General features: G+C 59.7%; 16 protein-coding genes and 1 pseudogene. 10 read left to right on the top strand and 7 right to left on the bottom strand.

The features are described from left to right. Positions 1–148 precede the first annotated feature (148 nt). The 4 genes and pseudogenes from JFU57_RS23845 to JFU57_RS23860 form a co-directional block, all read right to left on the bottom strand. Positions 149–349, bottom strand: a pseudogene (locus JFU57_RS23845) (hypothetical protein); the annotation flags it as partial. Positions 350–468: 119 nt separating this feature from the next. Beyond that, the gene (locus tag JFU57_RS23850) at positions 469–900 is read right to left on the bottom strand and encodes a copper uptake system-associated protein (protein ID WP_201130973.1); all 432 of its coding nucleotides are present in this window, start codon (positions 898–900) and stop codon (positions 469–471) included. A 62-nt stretch (positions 901–962) separates the two neighbouring features. Then, on the bottom strand, positions 963–2,885 hold the full coding sequence (locus tag JFU57_RS23855; RefSeq protein WP_201130974.1) for a TonB-dependent receptor: 1,923 nt from the start codon (positions 2,883–2,885) through the stop codon (positions 963–965). A gap of 255 nt (positions 2,886–3,140) precedes the next feature. Then, entirely contained in the window at positions 3,141–3,530 is a 390-nt protein-coding gene (locus JFU57_RS23860; RefSeq protein ID WP_201130975.1) for a DUF2946 domain-containing protein, read from the bottom strand. Positions 3,531–3,729: 199 nt separating this feature from the next. On the opposite strand from JFU57_RS23860, the gene JFU57_RS23865 reads away from it, so the two are divergent. From JFU57_RS23865 to JFU57_RS23880, 4 genes are read left to right on the top strand one after another with little or no spacing between them, the layout of a single operon-like run. Beyond that, positions 3,730–4,623: a TauD/TfdA dioxygenase family protein gene (locus JFU57_RS23865; RefSeq protein WP_078472921.1), complete on the top strand. Its 894-nt coding sequence runs from the start codon at positions 3,730–3,732 to the stop codon at positions 4,621–4,623. 15 nt (positions 4,624–4,638) lie between these two features. Continuing rightward, positions 4,639–5,520 carry an ABC transporter ATP-binding protein gene (locus tag JFU57_RS23870; protein WP_201130976.1) on the top strand — a complete coding sequence of 294 codons (882 nt, stop codon included), beginning with the start codon at positions 4,639–4,641 and terminating at the stop codon, positions 5,518–5,520. A 51-nt stretch (positions 5,521–5,571) separates the two neighbouring features. Then, positions 5,572–6,438 carry an ABC transporter permease gene (locus tag JFU57_RS23875; protein WP_201130977.1) on the top strand — a complete coding sequence of 289 codons (867 nt, stop codon included), beginning with the start codon at positions 5,572–5,574 and terminating at the stop codon, positions 6,436–6,438. A gap of 43 nt (positions 6,439–6,481) precedes the next feature. Next, the gene (locus tag JFU57_RS23880) at positions 6,482–7,492 is read left to right on the top strand and encodes an ABC transporter substrate-binding protein (RefSeq protein WP_201130978.1); all 1,011 of its coding nucleotides are present in this window, start codon (positions 6,482–6,484) and stop codon (positions 7,490–7,492) included. A gap of 143 nt (positions 7,493–7,635) precedes the next feature. Here JFU57_RS23880 and JFU57_RS23885 read toward each other — a convergent pair whose 3' ends face one another. The 3 genes from JFU57_RS23885 to JFU57_RS23895 form a co-directional block, all read right to left on the bottom strand. Continuing rightward, positions 7,636–8,136: a DUF4019 domain-containing protein gene (locus JFU57_RS23885; protein ID WP_201130979.1), complete on the bottom strand. Its 501-nt coding sequence runs from the start codon at positions 8,134–8,136 to the stop codon at positions 7,636–7,638. A 63-nt stretch (positions 8,137–8,199) separates the two neighbouring features. Further along, positions 8,200–8,742, bottom strand: coding sequence for an Imm57 family immunity protein (locus JFU57_RS23890; RefSeq protein ID WP_201130980.1), 543 nt, complete (start codon positions 8,740–8,742; stop codon positions 8,200–8,202). Between the two features lie 770 nt (positions 8,743–9,512). Then, complete coding sequence (locus JFU57_RS23895) at positions 9,513–10,121, bottom strand: dTMP kinase (protein ID WP_201130981.1); 609 nt, start codon at positions 10,119–10,121, stop codon at positions 9,513–9,515. A gap of 298 nt (positions 10,122–10,419) precedes the next feature. Between JFU57_RS23895 and JFU57_RS23900 the strand changes: the two genes are divergently transcribed. From JFU57_RS23900 to JFU57_RS23925, 6 genes are all read left to right on the top strand, one after another. Then, complete coding sequence (locus tag JFU57_RS23900; RefSeq protein WP_020294582.1) at positions 10,420–11,097, top strand: GntR family transcriptional regulator; 678 nt, start codon at positions 10,420–10,422, stop codon at positions 11,095–11,097. Positions 11,098–11,181: 84 nt separating this feature from the next. Continuing rightward, a complete protein-coding gene (locus JFU57_RS23905) occupies positions 11,182–11,916 on the top strand; it encodes an SDR family NAD(P)-dependent oxidoreductase (RefSeq protein ID WP_078472927.1) in 735 nt (244 codons plus the stop codon). Further along, positions 11,909–12,973, top strand: a complete 1,065-nt coding sequence (locus tag JFU57_RS23910; RefSeq protein ID WP_201130982.1) for a phosphotransferase — start codon at positions 11,909–11,911, stop codon at positions 12,971–12,973. Before JFU57_RS23905 ends, JFU57_RS23910 begins: the two co-directional genes overlap by 8 nt. After that, positions 12,970–14,232, top strand: a complete 1,263-nt coding sequence (locus JFU57_RS23915; RefSeq protein WP_201130983.1) for an aspartate aminotransferase family protein — start codon at positions 12,970–12,972, stop codon at positions 14,230–14,232. Before JFU57_RS23910 ends, JFU57_RS23915 begins: the two co-directional genes overlap by 4 nt. Positions 14,233–14,447: 215 nt before the next feature. After that, positions 14,448–15,563 carry an ABC transporter ATP-binding protein gene (locus JFU57_RS23920; protein ID WP_446739677.1) on the top strand — a complete coding sequence of 372 codons (1,116 nt, stop codon included), beginning with the start codon at positions 14,448–14,450 and terminating at the stop codon, positions 15,561–15,563. Positions 15,564–15,605: 42 nt separating this feature from the next. Then, positions 15,606–16,634 carry an ABC transporter substrate-binding protein gene (locus JFU57_RS23925; protein WP_201130985.1) on the top strand — a complete coding sequence of 343 codons (1,029 nt, stop codon included), beginning with the start codon at positions 15,606–15,608 and terminating at the stop codon, positions 16,632–16,634. Positions 16,635–16,712 lie beyond the last annotated feature (78 nt).

Raw genomic sequence — 16,712 nt, forward strand, 5'->3', positions numbered from 1 at the left:
GTTCTGGGCCAGCACGGTGGTTGTGAGGGCCAGCGCAGCCTCGCGGGCTCGCAGCGGCTACAGCTGTAGCCGCTGCCATAGGCTGCACTGGCACCGTCCAACAGCGCAAACACCCCTGACACACGTTGTGTCCCAGAGCGCCGCAGCTTTAGAAATCGACCGAGGCCGACAGCAGCAGGGTGCGTGGCGCGCCCTGGGAGAAGGCGCCATAGGAGGCGACGCCGGACGAGTATTCACGGTCGAACAGGTTCTGCGCCGTGGCGCGCAAGGTGGTCGGGCGGCCTTCGATCTGGGTGCTGTAGCGGGCCCCGGCGTCGATTCGGGTCCAGGGATCGAGCTCCTGGGCGTTCTGCGGGCGCAAGGAGGATCTGGGGGATCCTCCCAACGGAGCGGGCCTGACGCGGCGTCGACCAGCCGGCGGCCAGTCGGCAGATCAGCACAGGCTCAGTTCATGAACCGGGTGCTCAATCAATGGCCTTGATGAGCCGGATCCTGCTCGACCTGCATCACGCCTTTGAACAGCGCCAGTTGCTTGACCCGGGCCGGGGGCAGGGCGCTTTCGGCCTGGATCACTGCCTCGCTCATGTGGCCTGCAGCCTCAGGCGTCAAGCCGGCGCTGCGCAGGGTGGCAGGGTCGAGCAACGAGTCTCCGGCGCAGAGCACCACCCGCCAACCGCTGGCGCTTTTGCTGAGCAGTGCCCGGCCGCCGCGCTGGCCCTGGGTCCAGCCGGCGACGGCGTGCTCGCCTTCGACCGTCACCGGCCCGACATCCAGCGCCGCGTCGGGGCGTTCCCAGGTGTGGCGCATCAGGTGTTCGATGCTTTGCTGGTCGGCGGCGCTATCGGCCAGGACCGCAGTGGAGAGGCTGCCCAGCAGCAGTAACAAGGGGGCAAATTTCATGGGGTGTTTCCTCGAGTCGAGGCCACCGGCGACAGGCCGGCAGCGAAGGGGATAGCGGTAGGTCAAAAGCCCAGTTTCAGTCCCAGTTGCGCCGACGTGCCGGGCATCGGGTAGCCGGTGCGGTAGGCGTAGTCACGGTCGAACAGGTTTTCCACGGCGACAAACACTTCGCCGACCTTGCCCAGGGCCGGCACTGCGTGCCCGACCCGCAGGTTGACCACGGTGAAGCTTGAAACCTGGGAGAAGTTGTTCGCCCCGGCCGTGCGTTCTTCGGCCAGTACATACATGCCGCGCTGGTACTGGGCATCGGTGCTGAAGCGCCAGGGGCCGGTTTCGTAAGTGGTCCCCAGCGACAGCGATTGCCGGGGGGCGTAGGGGAGGGTCTTCAGCGATGGCTGGAGCCAGGTGTAGCCGACAAAGCTGCTCCAGCTGTCGGTCCAGCGCTGTTGCCAGGTGGCTTCGGCGCCTTTGATCTGGTAGTCCCCGAGGTTGATGAATGAAGGCCGTGAAACCGCCGGCGGGAAGGCAAACAGGTAGCGGTCCTGGAGCTTGTCCTTGAACAGCGCCAGGTCCAGGGTCGTGCGGTCGAAGGGGTTGAACTTGACCCCGAACTCCCGGTGATCCAGTTGCTCCGGCTTCAATTCGCGCCAGGTGTCGCCCAGGGCTGGAATCAGATTCGCCATCACCGGCGCCCCCAGGCCCGGGTAGTTGATGCCCCGCGACCGGTTCAGGCGAAACTCCAGCTGGCTGCTGGACAGCAGCAACCCGGCATGGGGCGCAGTCGCGCTTTCGAACACGTTGTGGTCATAGGTGCGCACCCCGGCCGAGGGCGTCAGGGTCCAGTCCTGATTCAGGTCGAAAGCCTGGCTCAGGGCCAGGTGCGGCGAGATCACGCGCAGGGTCGGCGCATCGAAGTCGGCGCGGGGCGCGGGGGCAACACGCTTGTAGGCCACGCTGCCTTTGCTCTCATCAATGTCCAGGCCCAGCGCCACTTCGCCGTTGCGCCAGGGGCGCAGGGTTTCCTCCCAGCGCAGCCCTTGCAGGGTGAAATCGCTGATGGTGTCGCCGTCGAGGCCTTGTTGCTCCAACGCACTGCCCCGTCCCTGGTTGTGGTAGAGCTTGACGCTGCCGTCGCCCCACTCGTAGCCATGGTCAAGGGACACCGACGTCAGGGTGCCACGGGTATTGAAGTGGCCGGTCTTGGTTTCGGGCCGGCCTTTCTGTCCCGGGTCCGAGGCCTGGTTGTTGGCGTGCAGCAGCAACAGGCCGGCGCTCCAGTTGTCGTTCAAGCGGTAGCCGATCCGCGCCAGGCCATTGTTCAGGCGGCCATCGCCATCCGCCCGATCCCCGTCGGAATGGGCCGCACCCTGGGCCAGCAGATAATCCCAGTCGCCACTGCGGCCGATCAGCGACGCCTGCTCGGTGGCGGTGCGAGAACTGCCGCCGCTGAATTGCAGTTCGCCGTGCTGATTGTCCAAAGCGTCGGCGGTGCGTGGGGTCAGGTCGATGGCGGCAAAGGTGTTGCCGAACTTCTGCGGCTGCGGGCCCTTGTAGACGTTGATGCTCTGCATCGCATTGATCGGCAGCAGGTCCAGCAGCGGGTGGCCCCACACGCCCATGTAGAAAGGTACGCCGTCGATGTAAGTCTTGATCTCGCTGCCCGGCCGGCTGGCTCCCATGCCGCGGATATACACCGCGCCGCCTTCGGCACCGCCAAACGAACCCACCGGGTTGAAGCGTGAAACCGTGACCCCGGGCGTCCGCCGCAGGGCTGATGCCAGGTCCAGGGCGTTGAGGTCGCGGATCTGTTGCTGGCCGACCACGGTGGTCAGGCTGGCAAATGAATCGACGCTGTTCTGGTCGATCACCGAGGAACCGATGACCGGCGTTGCCGGCAGTTCCAGGCTCTGGTCTTGTGCCTTGGCCGCGACGCTGGCGCCCCATAGCGTCAGGGATAAGCCGTAGCAAATTGCCTTGTTTGTCATGCCTTGCGTTCCTTGTCATGCACCCGGGCCGATGCCCATGCAGCCGCACCGGCCGGTGGTTTGATGCTTGATACTTTCCAGCTGCGGCGCACTCGGCGCCGCAGGCGAGGGTGTGATCAGGGTTTGAACGGGTCAGCAGCACGCACATCGAAGCGGGCCCCAGGGCCGGCAGGTGGCGCTATCGGCGTGACGGCACCGGGTGCCCGGCAAGACGCACGGACACAGGCGAAGTCAGGCCGCGATGACCCTGATCGATCAGTGCAAGGGGGAGGCGCGAGGGTTGGCCGAGGGCCAGGAATAGCGGGGCGGGGCTTTACTGCGGGTTTCAACGGGACGGCGCTGGACTTTACGCGAGCGCATCAGCCAGGCCAGGCAGACAAAAAATACGATACCGAGGGTAATGGAACTGCACATCGGGCAGTTGAAGGTGCTGGCCCAGTCGCTCTGGGCCTGTGTCGCCGGATCAGCGGCGAGGTCGCTGATGCCGGAACCGGAGGTGGACACCGAACAGAACTGCCCCCCGAGGCCGTTGAGCGTGAGACCGCTCATCTGTCCGTGAGCAATGCCGCAGGCCAATAGATTGAACAGGACGCAGGCATACAGCATCCAGGCAATCAGCGAGCGGTCGGTGGGGGTTCGTTCCATGGCGCGAACTCTAGCACCGGACTTCGAGCAGAGAAAGTGTCCGTCTCCCTGGTCCAGGAGGCCCGATACCTGGCGATAGCGCTCCTCTGACTACTCATTCGCGCTCTATTGATATGCAATAAAGGTATTTAAATTAAGTTTCTTATACCTCTAAAGTTCCCCCATTCAGTCAGCCGCCGCTTACGGAGTCGGAGTTCTCATGCCAGCAGCCTCCCTCGTTTCAACCTCTGCCATTGCCGCCCAATCGTTTGAAGTACGCCCGTTCTCCGGACGGGTCGGCGCCGAGATCCTGGGGCTGGACCTGTCCTTGCCGCTCAATGAGCTCGATTTTGCCCGCGTGCACCAGGCCCACCTGGACCATCACGTGGTGGTGTTTCGCGATCAACGCATCACGCCGCAGCAGCAAATCGATTTCAGCCGCCGTTTCGGGGTGTTGCAGATTCATGTGCTCAAGCAGTTCCTGCTGCACAACCACCCGGAAATCCTGATCGTTTCCAACATCGTTGAAGACGGCCAGCCGATCGGCCTTGGGGACGCCGGCAAGTACTGGCATTCGGACCTTTCCTATAAGGAACTGCCGAGCCTGGGCTCGATGCTGCATGCCCAGGAATTGCCCAGCGAAGGCGGCGATACGCTGTTTGCCGATATGCACCTGGCCTGGGACACCTTGCCGCAACACCTGCGCGAGGCGGTCGAGGGCCGCTCAGCGGTGCACAGTTACACCGCGCGCTACAGCGAGGGGCATAACGCCGCGAGTTGGCGTCCCACGCTGACCGCCGAGCAACTGGCCCAGGTGGTGGAAGTCAGCCATCCGATCGTGCGCGTGCATCCGGAAACCGGACGCAAGGCGCTGTTTGTCAGTGAGGGGTTTACCACCCATATCGTCGGGTTGCCGGCCGATGAGAGCCGCCAGTTGCTGACCGAACTCTATGCCCACAGCGTGCGGGCCGAGCATGTCTACCGGCATCAGTGGCAGGCCCATGACCTGGTGTTCTGGGACAACCGCTCGCTGATCCACCTGGCTGCCGGATGCCCGGCACAGCTACGCCGCAAACTGTTTCGCACCACCATCCAGGGTGATGCGCCGTTCTGACCTGGGAGCTTTTCCATGAACGCTGTTCTGCAAGGCCACACGGCCAGCAAAAGCCCGGTCACCCGGCACCTTGATCCAGCGGCAGTCGAGCCGCTGCTGCAGGTGCAAAATGTCAGCCTCGAATACCGCACCGCCAAGCGCGTGGTGCGCGCCACCCACCAAGTCAGTTTTGAAATCGATCCGGGCGACCGTTTCGTGCTGCTCGGTCCCTCAGGATGTGGCAAGTCGACGCTGCTCAAGGCCGTGGCCGGGTTTATCACCCCCAGCGAAGGGCAGATTCGCCTGGCCGGCACCGAAGTGACCCAACCCGGCCCGGATCGGATTGTGGTGTTCCAGGAGTTCGACCAACTGCCACCGTGGAAGACCGTGATCCAAAACGTGATGTTTCCGTTATTGGCGTCTCGCACCCTGAAGCGCAAGGAGGCTAGCGAACGGGCTCATTACTACCTGGCCAAAGTCGGCCTCAGCGCATTCGCCGATGCTTACCCGCACACCCTGTCCGGTGGCATGAAAGCCCGGGTCGCCATCGCCCGTGCCCTGGCCATGCAGCCCAAGATCCTGTTGATGGATGAGCCCTTTGCCGCCCTCGATGCCCTGACCCGACGCAAGATGCAGGAGGAACTGCTGCAACTGTGGGACGAGGTGCAATTCACTTTGATGTTCGTCACTCACTCGATAGAAGAGGCGCTGGTGGTGGGGAACCGGATTCTCCTGCTGTCACCGCACCCCGGACGGGTACGGGCCGAGATCAACAGCCACGAATATGACCTGCAGAGCCTGGGTGGCGTGGGTTTCCAGAACACCGCGCAGCGTATTCACCGGTTGTTGTTCAACGAGGAGGAGGGCAGTGCACCTGTGTCCGAGCTGAACTTCCAGGACCTGCGCATTGCGTACTGAAGCCTGGCCCTGCGCGGCGCAACGCGCTACCGATCTCAAGAGAATCCCAGCATGAGCCTTATCCGTCCTGTGCGTGAAGAATACGAAGTCGCGCTGGAGCCATTTACCCAGCACGACCTGACCCGCGATATCCCCTGGCCACTGCGTATCTGGCAACTGGGCTGGGTGCGCAAGAGCTTGATCCTGATTGTCCTGGCGGTGCTCTGGGAAGTGGCTGCTCGAGTGCAGGACAACGACCTGTTGCTGCCCAGCTTCCTGCAGACCGCCGCCGCCTTCTACGACGGCATGCTCAGCGGCGAGTTGCCGGGCAAGGTCTGGATCTCCCTGACCGTGCTGCTCCAGGGATACGTGATCGGCATCGTGCTCGCGTTTGCGCTGACCACCCTTGCGGTTTCGACCCAGCTGGGACGCGACCTGCTGGACACCCTGACCGCGATGTTCAACCCGCTGCCGGCCATTGCCTTGCTGCCGCTGTCACTGCTGTGGTTCGGCCTGGGGCAGAACAGCTTGATTTTTGTCCTGGTGCACTCAGTGCTGTGGCCGCAGGCGCTCAATACCTATGCCGGCTTTCGCGGGGTGTCGGAAACCCAGCGCATGGCCGGGCGCAACTACGGGCTCAAGGGCCTGCGCCTGGTCTGGTACATCCTGATTCCGGCAGCGCTGCCGTCGATTCTTTCCGGCCTGAAAATCGGCTGGGCCTTCGCCTGGCGCACCCTGATCGCCGCCGAGCTGGTGTTTGGCGCATCGTCGGGCAAGGGCGGGCTGGGTTGGTACATCTTCCAGAACCGGAACGAGCTGTACACCGACAAGGTGTTCGCCGGGTTGGCAGCGGTGATTCTGATCGGGCTGCTGGTGGAGAACCTGCTGTTCGCCAATGTCGAGCGCCTGACTGTAAAGCGTTGGGGCATGCAGCGCTGACAGCGCCAACCCCGCCCATTGTTCAATCACCACGAGGTTAATCATGGCCATCACGTACAAACGCAACACCCTGACATTGTTGGCCGCCACCCTGGGCGCCTTGCTCAGCACCGGTGCCCAGGCCGAGGGCAAGATCAGCATCGCCCAGCAGTTCGGTATCGGTTACCTGATCCTGGATGTGGTGCGCGACCAGCAACTGATCGAGAAACATGGCAAGGAGCAGGGCCTGGAGATCAAGGTCGACTGGAACAGCATCTCCGGCGCCACGGCAATGAACGAAGCCTTGCTGGCTGGGGCGCTGGACGTGGTATCGGCCGGGGTACCGCCGATGCTGACCCTCTGGGACCGCACCCGGGGCAAACAGAACGTCAAGGCAATCGCCTCGTTGGGCTCGATGCCCAACTACCTGCTGACCAACAACCCCGAGGTCAAAAGCCTCAAGGACTTCAGCGACAAGGACCGTATCGCGGTGCCGGCGGCGGGTGTGGGCTTCCAGTCGCGCACGCTGCAGATCGAAACCGCCAAGCAGTTCGGTAACGACAATTTCAAGAAGTTCGACAACATCTCCGTCAGCCTGGCTCATCCCGATGCCACAGCGGCCTTGATTGCCGGCGGTTCGGAAATCAATTCGCACTTCTCCAGCCCGCCGTTTCAATATCAGGAACTGGAGAAACCGGGCGTGCACAAAGTGCTCAGCTCCTACGACGTACTAGGGGGCCCCGGGACATTCAACGTGCTGTACACCACGGAAAAATTCCACGACCAGAACCCGAAAACCTATAAGGCCTTTTATGCCGCTCTGGCCGAAGCCGAGCAGATCATCAAGGCCGACAAGCCGGCGGCGGCCAAGACTTACATCCGTGTCGAGCAATCCAAGCTGCCCCTGGCGCGGGTCGAGAAAATCGTCGCCGACCCGGAAATCGATTTCACCGTGGTGCCGCAGCGCACCTTTATCTACGCCGAAAAACTGCAGGAGCTCGGCGTGCTGAAAAACAAGGCGCAAAGCTGGAAGGACTACTTCTTCGAAGAGGCCCACGGCGGTGCTGGGAGCTGAGGGAGAAGGAAGAGGGCGGATCAATTCGCAGGCGGGAGGGCCGTATTGAAAGGCTCGAATATTTAAGTATTTTTATAACTAAACTAAATGGTTATTTAGTTTAGTTATAATTTTTATGATTGTAGAGCGGAAGAACAGGGCGTCTAGCGGGCTGTTTGCCCATCTTGTTGGCCAGTTTTATCGAAAATCACCGACTTGTTGACGAAGTAACCCACGACCAACCAGTGCTTGTCATCGTCACGGAACAACACTTTCTCTGTGACGGTGCTCGCTGCAAACACCGAATTGAACTCGATGACCGCGTAATTTCCAGCAGGTGCGTCAGGCATCTTATCGGTAAAGCCTATCCCGGCAGGCGTTCGCTCCTTGAACGATCCAAGCCCCAGACACAGCGCCTTGAGTGAGCCGGTCCATACCATCTCATGGGTTGTTGCCTTGAGCGCTGGGCTGACTGTCGACCAGGTCTCGGAAGTTTTACCGTTGTCGAGCAACTGCAGAAACTCCACCGCAGCTTCATACACCTGGCGCTGTTGTTGCTCAGTGCCTGCGTCAGATGCAATGACCTTGGGCGTAGGTTTGTTGAGGCTGACATCACAGCCGCTGAGCAGCACCAAACTAAAAAGCGCAGCAATGAATGGCTTCATGCAAAACCCTCAGGGCGGGTGTGGTGGTCATGGAATGCATTGTAAAAAATAAAATAGAATTTTTCAAAAGTCTTCGCCCGCGCACTTTTTGTTTAACTTTATACTGTGTATAAGAGTTTCTATTTTTTCACGCACCACTTCCTCAGTCGAACATACGTCATCACCATGAACATTATGCAAAAGCCCTGGAGCAGCGAGTATCGCCTTTGCAAGTTTACGCTCACAACTTTCCCGAAGTTTTTTTGACTCGACTCTCTTCAAGTCTCCGATTGCAGCCTGTCCCTTTTCAAGAATATAGCAATTAAAACCCTCTGACAGGCCTGCATCTAACTTATAACTCACTAGTGATACTAATGCCTCCCGAGAAACCAGAGAACGTTTCTCCGCCAACAAGGCCAGTCCTAAATCACCTCGATCATCGCTGCAAGATAATATGTTTCTTGAACACTCCGCACGCGCTTGCTTGCTAGCCCCAGCAACGATTGACCAGAAAACTGCCTGGTCAGCCATCTGAATCTCTCGACCTTCTTTACCAATATCATCAGCTAGTGCGCCAAATGAAATAATCGTAAAGCATAAAGCCTGCAGCAGTTTGTAGTTAAGCATCTTTAGTTCGCAACCAAAGCAGTATTGTTTGGCTCAGCGCTTAGCCGTTAACTGAGCATATTAATACCTCGAGCGAAACCAGTTGGTTTCGTAGGTGTAGCGTAGACCGTTTCTGTGTTATTGCACGTCGTAATAGAGAGGCAGATGGAATTTCACTTCCGCGAGCGAAGAGCTTCATACGGCGATACTCGTAGAGGACTCAAGAGGGCGCCGCTAGTAGCGTCGAGTGCTCGGTTTAAGGACTGCATACTCACTCGCTGCGCGTAACACGTAGGACTTCCTCAACGTTGGTGATATCGGTCAGCGCCTGTCGTAGTCCGTCTTCGTAGAGTGTGCGTAACCCAGATTTGTTGGCGCGGGATCTATTGTTAGATGCAAAGCGCCGGTTTTTCCACGGGCCAGAAAGCACTGTAGAAGAAAAGCACCGGCTCAGAGTCGGTATTATCTGCTGGCTAAAATTTTGGGAAGATTGATGAAGTTTAAATGATGTCTACTCCAAAGCCTTCCCGCCAAAATATTTTGTCCAGCTCATAGGCGTCAACGCTAAACCCCTGTGGTGAGTCTTTGAAGCCAGGCGCTGATTGGAACTGACCACGCAGAGCCTCCAGCTCCGGGTATGATGGTTCGCATAATGTATATTATGTTAAATCATGTGTTCTGAATGATGACTGCCCATTGGTTCTTTCAGTTTCCCTCCCATCCACTTTCCTCCCGTCCTACTCTCCAGCAATCAACGCTCGATTCGCTTGGCCACGTAACAGCGCCCCGGATCATAGGACTTTATAAATCTCGGAAATCATCTGCATCGTTGCGGCTTCGATCGTTCCTTCGTTCCGGCATAAGACCCAGCCGTGATCTGCAATCGCTTGCTCGAATGCCTGGGTGCAGGCGACATGTTCTTCCAGTCTATGGATCACCGTGCTGTTCAGCCCGCGCTGACGTGCTGCTGCTCTGGCCCATGAAATATCAGGCGCGGTGACCACCCCGATATGCAAGTCTGGTACTCGTACGTTTCGGTCAATGTTCAACTGTAGAGTCTCTGCGAACGGGACTAGCCGGCGAAACGCAGCGTCAGACGGATACCAACGATCAATCAAGATGATGCTGTCGAGTGGCTGTTTAGTCAGTACGTGCTGGGAAATCCAGTTGCGGCTATCCGCCAGGCGTTCACAAACCTCCAGCTCCAATTCCCGGGTGGGATTTCTGACGAGCTTATTAACGAGGCTCATGGTTTCCCCTCTATAAGGGTCGCTTTTTTTCTCGCAAAGCCGGATCACCTTTTTATTGTCTGCCCTCAGTACGCTCGTAACGGCCTCCAACAGTGTGGTTTTGCCGGTTCCCTTGGGGCCATCCAGAGAAATAAACAGCGGGCGACTCATGCTTCACACAACGCTTGATTCAATGGACTGCTCCGTCTGCGCTTTGGGGGAGAATTTCAATACTCTCTGGGTCGTCTGGATTCGCTACTTCGAAACACCAACCGTTGCATCGGTCATGGGGTTGCCAGAGTCTCATTAATCCTCGATGCACTCATTTGATTTATTTCGCTAGCCGCTGCCCAGCGGGTCACGCCCCCTGCCCTGCGGCCGAACGCTTACTGCCGCCAATTTTCGCCAAGCCCCTAATGCATCATGTTGTATAGTCATTGGCCAACAGCTCCATCTCACTCGGTGATCCATGTCTTACCCCCTCGACGCCATCACTCACACCTACCTGGGCAGCAACGTCTATTCCCAGCTGCGCAACGCACTGATTACGGGCGGGCTGAAACCGGACGATCGATTGCGCATACGGGAGCTGGCCAGTCAGCTGGGGACGAGTGTCACGCCCGTTCGCGACGCCATTTTGCAACTGGCAAAAGAGAAAGCGCTGGTACTCAAAACCCCCAAGGACATCCGGGTTCCGGTACTCGACAGTGGCGCTTATCTTGAAATCCGCACGCTGCGGCTGAATCTCGAAGGCTTGGGCGCCGAAACAGCCGCACGACTTGCAACCTCCAGTGACCTGGCGCGCATCGACGCCAACATCCAGCGCAACCTTGAGGCCATCAATAACCATGACCTTCCCGAGGCGCTGCGTCTCAACAGTGAGTTTCACTTCCTGATCGCGGAAGCTGCCCGCATGCCTCTGCTGCGCAGTTACCTGGATAGTCTGTGGATGCGGGCCGGTCCATTGATCGCTCAGGCGTACGCGCACTTTTCCCTGACCATGGCCATCGAGCACCATGTCGAGATACTCAATGCCCTGCGCAATCAGGACGCTGCGGCAGCCAAGCACGCGATCCAGACCGACATCCTCGACGGCAATCAAAAAATGTTGGAATTCATAGCGGTCAGTCAGGAAGCGGTCTCCTAAAGGCGGTTTTCCCGCGAACGGCTATTGACAGCCACTGCACCTGAAAAGATGATGCATCAAACATCAATTGAGTCAGGTGCGTCCATGAGCGAGAAAAAAAAGCTTCTTTTGACCGGTGCCAGCCGCGGTATTGGCCATGCGACGGTCAAGCACTTCAACGCCGCCGGCTGGGAAGTATTCACTGCCTCCCGCCAGGACTGGGTTGCCGAATGCCCGTGGGCGGAAGGTTTGCTCAACCACATCCATCTGGATCTGGAGGATATCGACAGCGTCAGCGCCAGCTTGGCGATCATCAAGGACAAGCTGGGCGGACGCCTGGATGCCTTGGTGGATAACGCCGGTGTATCGCCAAAAGGCCCGGAAGGCGGTCGACTCGGCGTGCTGGAAACCGATTACGCCACATGGCTCAAGGTGTTCAACGTCAACCTGTTCTCCACCGCGCTTCTGGCTCGCGGTTTGTTCGATGAGCTGAAGGCAGCACAGGGCAGCATTATCAATGTCACCTCCATCGCCGGTTCCAAGGTGCACCCGTTCGCCGGCGTGGCCTACGCCACGTCCAAGGCCGCCCTCTCGGCGCTGACCCGCGAAATGGCCTTCGACTTCGGCCCACACGGAGTGCGGGTCAATGCCATTGCTCCTGGCGAAATCGATACCGCGATCCTGTCTCCGGGCACCGCGGATATCGTCCAGCGGCTGGTGCCGATGAATCGTTTGGGCAAGCCCGAGGAAGTGGCCTCGCTGATCTATTTTCTCTGCACCAGCGGCGCTTCCTACGTGAACGGCGCGGAAATTCACGTCAACGGTGGCCAGCATGTCTGAAGCGGTCATGGACAAGGCCCTGTGCAACGACCTGATGACCACACAAGCACCGGCGGTAGAGGCTGCCGAGGCGCTGGATATCGCCGATCGGGTGTACGGCCTCAAAGGCAGGCTGAAACTGCTGAACGGTGAGCGCGATACCAACTTTCTCATTGATACCCCGCGCGGTGCCTTTGTCCTGAAGTTCATCAATCCCGCCGAAGACCCCAACGTCATCAGCTTTCAGACCCAGGCCTTGCTGCACATCGAGCAGCACGGCGCCCATCTGCCAGTCCCACGCGTTCTATCCTCGCGCCACGGTGAGGTTGAACCGACGGTGCAGGTCAATGACCAGCAACTGACACTGCGCACTGTCAGTTACCTGGACGGGATCTCGCAGAATCTTGGCAAACCCAGCGCCGCGCTGATGCATGAGCTCGGCAGTTCCCTGGCCGAGGTCAACCTGGCCCTCAGGGACTTCCACCACCCCGCCGCCCACCGCGACCTGCTCTGGGATGTCGGGCACGCCGAACGCGTCAGGCCGTATCTGGACCACCTGGCCAGCGATCAATTGCCGTTGGTTTCCCGCTTGCTCAATCGCTACGAAACCCATGCAAAGCCGTGCCTGGCGAAGCTGCGGGCGCAGGTGATCCATAACGACCTGAATCCGCACAACGTCATGCTCGACTGCGAAACCGGCACCCGGGTCTCCGCCATCATTGACTTCGGAGATGCGCTCCACGCACCGCTGATCAACGAGCTGGGAACAGCACTGTCCTACCAGTTCGACGCCGACGCCGCGGATCCGCTTTGGCAGATCAAGGCCTTTGCTGCCGCCTACCATGCGCGGATCCCATTGCAGCGAGAGGAACTGGAGGTCCTGGGCGAACTGATCGCCATGCGCATGGCCATGGCGATCACCATCGCCCAGTGGCGCGCCAGCCTTTATCCAGAAAACCGCGTCTATGTCCTGCGCAACCTGCGCTCAACCTGGCGCAACCTGCAATGCCTGAGCGCAATGCCCGAAGGGCTGCTGACCCAAAGCCTGATCAACGCCTGCACACCGGAGGCTTCATGAGTTCGTCCACTGCTGAGCTGCTTGCCCGTCGTCAACGCGCGCTGGGGGCCAGTTATCGATTGTTCTACGAGGAACCTTTTGCCCCGGTGCGAGGTGAAGGTGTGTGGCTGTACGACAAGGACAACACCGCCTTCCTCGATGCCTACAACAATGTGGCCTCTATCGGACACTGCCACCCTGCCGTGGTCGCGGCGATCGCTGAGCAAAGTGCCCAACTCAATACCCACACCCGCTATTTACATCCGTCGATCGTGGATTACGCCGAAGACCTGCTCAGCGAGTTCCCCCCGCAGCTCGACAACATGACCCTGACCTGTACCGGCAGCGAGGCTAATGATCTGGCGCTGCGCATCGCGCGTTGTCACAGCGGTGGGACGGGCATCATCGTGACTCGCTGGGCCTACCATGGGGTGACCAGTGCCCTGGCTGAAGTCTCGCCCTCGCTGGCCACCGGCCTGCCAACCGCCAGCCATGTGCGCCTGGTCGATGCTCCGGACTCCTATCGCCGAACCGCCGATTTCGTCGGCAGCGTGCAAGCGGCTGTGCAGGATATGCAGGCTCAAGGCATCAAGCCTGCAGCGCTGCTGGTGGACAGCATTTTCTCCAGTGATGGGGTGTTCAGCCCGGCCAATGGCGAACTGGCGGCTGCGGCGCAATGCGTGCGTAGCGCCGGCGGGCTGTATATCGCCGATGAAGTCCAGCCCGGCTTTGGCCGTACAGGCGGTCAGCGCTGGGGGTTTGCCCGCGATGGGGTGATTCCGGATCTGGTCACCCTAGGCAAGCCCATGGGCAACGGCCATCCGGTTGCCGCGGTGGTTGGGCGCTCTGCGCTTTTCGATCAATTCGGCCGCCAGCAGCGTTACTTCAATACCTACGGCGGCAACCCGGTGTCCTGCAAGGCTGCGCATGCAGTCCTGCGGGTGTTGCGCGAAGAAGACTTGCAAGCGAACGCCCGGAACGTCGGCGATTACCTCAAGGCCGGGCTGCGCCAACTGGCCGATCGCCATGAAGTCATTGGCGATATCCGCGGCGAGGGGCTGTTTATCGGCGTCGAACTGGTGACCGACCGTGCAACCCAGGCACCGGCGACGACTGCCGCCGCGGCCGTGGTCAATGGCATGCGCCGCCGTCAGGTGTTGATCAGCTCGACGGGGGCAAAGGCCAATACCCTCAAGATTCGCCCGCCCCTGGTGTTTGCCCGCGAGCACGCGGACCTGCTGCTAGAACGCCTGGATGAAACCCTGATCGAGCTGCGCTGAACGCCGTCTACCGCCGAGACAGACCTGGCCTGCCCCGGCACCCGCGCTCCTGGGCCGGGGCAATAAACCGGCAATTCCAATGTTCAGGCACCCCGATGGTGCGCAGACCGGCCCCGTCCCCCATAAAACCCTTGAAATCAGGCCGGCTGGATTGGATGGCACAGAATCTGCTTTATTAAAAAACATGATGCATCATGTTTTAACCATGAAACACAATTGGAGGGTTTGAGATGACAGGTAACAGTACAAGCGCCTTCGTCCGCTTCAAAGGGGTGGAGAAAAGTTACGACGGTCTCAAGACTGTGGTTAAGCGATTAGACCTGGACGTTGCTCAGGGCGAGTTCCTCACCCTCCTCGGTCCTTCCGGCTCGGGAAAGACCACCAGCCTCATGATGCTGGCCGGTTTCGAAACGCCGACTCAAGGCCAGATCTTTCTCGAAGGACAGGCCATTGAAAGTGTCCCAGCTCATCGGCGCGGTATAGGGATGGTGTTCCAGAACTACGCCTTGTTCCCGCACATGAGCGTGGCCGAAAACATGGCGTTTCCGCTGCAGGTGCGCAGCATCAAGCGCGACGAAATAGAGACCCGGGTCAAGAAAGCCCTGGAAATGGTACGCCTGGGAGAACTCGCCAATCGTTACCCCGCGCAACTGTCAGGCGGTCAACAGCAGCGGATCGCCCTCGCCCGAGCGCTGATCTTCGAACCCAAGCTGGTGCTGATGGACGAGCCACTGGGCGCGCTGGATAAACAATTGCGTGAACAGATGCAGCTGGAAATTCGCCGCTTGCACCGCGAGCTCGGGTTGACGGTGGTATTCGTCACCCATGACCAGGCCGAAGCCCTGACCCTGTCCGACCGCATTGCGATTTTCAACGACGGCGTCATCCAGCAAGTCGACTCCCCGCAAGCGCTCTACGAACGTCCGGCCAACTCCTTCGTGGCCACTTTCATGGGCGATACCAATGTCCTGCCGGGCGTTTTGGCTGCGTTCAACGCCGACCGATGCCAGGTGCAACTTGAACAGGGTGAACAGCTTTACGCACGTACGACACCGGGCCTGGCCACGGGCAGCCGTGCTTCGCTGTCCATTCGCTCCGAACGAGTGATCCTGGATGGCGACGCCCGTTATGACAGCCGCCTCGCCGGGTGTATCGAGGAATGCATCTATCTGGGGGACCACGTGCGCATCCGCCTGAACGTCGCGGGTAATAACGACTTCAACGTCAAGGTGCCCATCGCCCAGATGCAATCCCACTGGCGTGAAGGTCACAGCCTTCCCGTCTGTTGGCATAGCGCCGACGCCTCGGCGCTCGATGCAATGCCTGCTTGACCCCCCTCCTCCCTTTTTGTTGATGACATCAGGATATTTGCCATGCTCAAGCGTCTTGCTGCACTGACTGTTCTGGCTGCTTTCGGTTGCCAGGTGAATGCTCAACCATTGACCGTTGTGTCCTTCGGCGGCCTGAACAAGGACGCCCAGGACAAGGCGTTCTACCAACCCTTCACCGCTGCGGGCAAAGGGGCGGTCCAAGCCGGGGAATACAACGGTGAAATGGCCAAGATCCGGGCCATGGTGGAAACCGGACAGGTGAGTTGGGATGTGGTGGAGGTCGAAAGCCCGGACTTGATCCGCGGCTGCGCCGAGGGCCTGTTCGAACCTCAGGACTGGAGCAAACTGGGCGACGCCAGCAAATTCGTCAGCGGCGCCGTCAGCGAATGCGGTGCCGGGATTTTCCTCTGGTCGACCAACCTGACGTACAACAGCGCCAAGCTCAAGACAGCCCCCAAAGGCTGGGAAGCGTTCTGGGACACCAAGACCTACCCCGGCAAGCGCGGCCTGCGAAAAAGCGCCAAGTTCACCCTGGAAATCGCCCTTCTGGCTGACGGGGTAAAACCTGCCGAGTTGTATCAGGTACTGGGCACACCGGAAGGCGTCGACCGGGCCTTCAAGAAACTCGACCTGATCAAGTCCGATATCCAATGGTGGGAAGCCGGGGCTCAACCCCTGCAGTGGCTGGTCTCGGGCGATGTGGTGATGACGTCTGCCTACAACGGCCGTGTGTCCGCCGCCCAGGGTGAAGGCCACGACTTCAAGATGGTCTGGAACCACAGCCTGTATGACATCGACAGCTGGGCCATCGTCAAAGGCTCACCGAACAAGCTGCTGGGGGAGCAGTTCATTGCCTTTGCCAACGAAGCGCAGCACCAGAAGGTGTTCGCGCAGAACATCCCCTACGGCCCAACCAACAAGGACACCCTGGCGCTGATCGACGCCAAGACCCGCGAGCAACTGCCGACGGCGCCAGCCAACCTGGAAAACGCCCTGCCCGTGAACACCAACTTCTGGATCGATCACGGTGAGGAACTGGAACAGCGTTTCAATGCCTGGGCCGCTCGCTGATCAACTGCCCCACAGCTGCCCGAATGGTGCCGGCGCTCGTCGCCAGCGCATCCGGGCAATGTTGACGATAGGAGAACT

The organism is Pseudomonas sp. TH07 (genome assembly GCF_016651285.1).
Lineage (GTDB): Bacteria > Pseudomonadota > Gammaproteobacteria > Pseudomonadales > Pseudomonadaceae > Aquipseudomonas.

What these genes read in the sequence shown, in the direction of transcription:
- JFU57_RS23905 (WP_078472927.1), top strand. Translation starts at nt 11,182, where the DNA reads ATGAGCGAGAAAAAAAAGCTTCTTTTGACCGGTGCCAGCCGCGGTATT.
- JFU57_RS23870 (WP_201130976.1), top strand. Translation starts at nt 4,639, where the DNA reads ATGAACGCTGTTCTGCAAGGCCACACGGCCAGCAAAAGCCCGGTCACC.
- JFU57_RS23855 (WP_201130974.1), bottom strand. Translation starts at nt 2,885, where the DNA reads ATGACAAACAAGGCAATTTGCTACGGCTTATCCCTGACGCTATGGGGC.
- JFU57_RS23850 (WP_201130973.1), bottom strand. Translation starts at nt 900, where the DNA reads ATGAAATTTGCCCCCTTGTTACTGCTGCTGGGCAGCCTCTCCACTGCG.
- JFU57_RS23910 (WP_201130982.1), top strand. Translation starts at nt 11,909, where the DNA reads ATGTCTGAAGCGGTCATGGACAAGGCCCTGTGCAACGACCTGATGACC.
- JFU57_RS23915 (WP_201130983.1), top strand. Translation starts at nt 12,970, where the DNA reads ATGAGTTCGTCCACTGCTGAGCTGCTTGCCCGTCGTCAACGCGCGCTG.
- JFU57_RS23880 (WP_201130978.1), top strand. Translation starts at nt 6,482, where the DNA reads ATGGCCATCACGTACAAACGCAACACCCTGACATTGTTGGCCGCCACC.
- JFU57_RS23925 (WP_201130985.1), top strand. Translation starts at nt 15,606, where the DNA reads ATGCTCAAGCGTCTTGCTGCACTGACTGTTCTGGCTGCTTTCGGTTGC.
- JFU57_RS23890 (WP_201130980.1), bottom strand. Translation starts at nt 8,742, where the DNA reads ATGCTTAACTACAAACTGCTGCAGGCTTTATGCTTTACGATTATTTCA.
- JFU57_RS23885 (WP_201130979.1), bottom strand. Translation starts at nt 8,136, where the DNA reads ATGAAGCCATTCATTGCTGCGCTTTTTAGTTTGGTGCTGCTCAGCGGC.
- JFU57_RS23895 (WP_201130981.1), bottom strand. Translation starts at nt 10,121, where the DNA reads ATGAGTCGCCCGCTGTTTATTTCTCTGGATGGCCCCAAGGGAACCGGC.
- JFU57_RS23860 (WP_201130975.1), bottom strand. Translation starts at nt 3,530, where the DNA reads ATGGAACGAACCCCCACCGACCGCTCGCTGATTGCCTGGATGCTGTAT.
- JFU57_RS23900 (WP_020294582.1), top strand. Translation starts at nt 10,420, where the DNA reads ATGTCTTACCCCCTCGACGCCATCACTCACACCTACCTGGGCAGCAAC.
- JFU57_RS23865 (WP_078472921.1), top strand. Translation starts at nt 3,730, where the DNA reads ATGCCAGCAGCCTCCCTCGTTTCAACCTCTGCCATTGCCGCCCAATCG.
- JFU57_RS23875 (WP_201130977.1), top strand. Translation starts at nt 5,572, where the DNA reads ATGAGCCTTATCCGTCCTGTGCGTGAAGAATACGAAGTCGCGCTGGAG.